This window comes from Lactococcus sp. (assembly GCF_036648155.1).
GTDB classification, from domain to species: domain Bacteria; phylum Bacillota; class Bacilli; order Lactobacillales; family Streptococcaceae; genus Lactococcus; species Lactococcus cremoris.
Map to the genome: position 1 here is coordinate 1 of NZ_JAVXIY010000029.1, position 761 is coordinate 761.

General features: G+C 31.8%; 1 protein-coding gene. It reads left to right on the top strand.

Annotated features, from left to right (window positions below; genetic code table 11):
- The coding region (locus RSC39_RS11925) for a DEAD/DEAH box helicase (RefSeq protein WP_332537442.1) at positions 1 to 761 on the top strand (761 nt) is incomplete at both ends.

Here is a 761-nt window from a genome sequence, read left to right on the forward strand (position 1 = left end):
TGGATAGGTTACTTTGTGGAGATGTGGGTTATGGTAAGACTGAGGTAGCTTTCAGGGCGGCATTTAAGGCTATAATGGATTCCAAACAAGTTTTATACTTATGTCCTACCACAATTTTATCTAATCAGCATTATGATAATGCTTTAGAAAGGTTTTCTCACTTTCCAGTAAATATTGCTTTACTAAATAGGTTTACTTCTATTAAAGAAACTAAGAAGATATTAGACTCCATAAAAAACGGAACTAATGATTTGGTTTTTCATGATTTAGGTCTTTTAATAATTGATGAAGAGCAGAGATTTGGAGTAATTCATAAGGAAAAGATAAAGAAATATAAAACTAATATTGATGTTTTGACTTTGACAGCGACACCTATTCCTAGAACATTGCAAATGTCCATGGTGGGAATAAGAAGTCTTTCTTTAATTGAAACGCCCCCGGTAAATCGTTATCCTATTCAGACTTATGTTATTGAGGAAAATAAGCAAATAATAAGGGATGCAATTTATAAGGAATTGTCTCGTAATGGACAGACATTTTTGCTTTATAACAAGGTTGAGGATATGGAACAGCAGGTTTCATATATTAAAGATTTAGTACCGGATGCTAGAGTTGTTTTTGCACATGGTCAGATGTCTAAAACAGAATTAGAGGATAGAATGTTAGCATTTATACGGCATGAATATGATGTATTAATTTGCACTACAATTATAGAAACAGGAATAGATATTCCGAATGTTAACACTTTAATTATCTTAAAT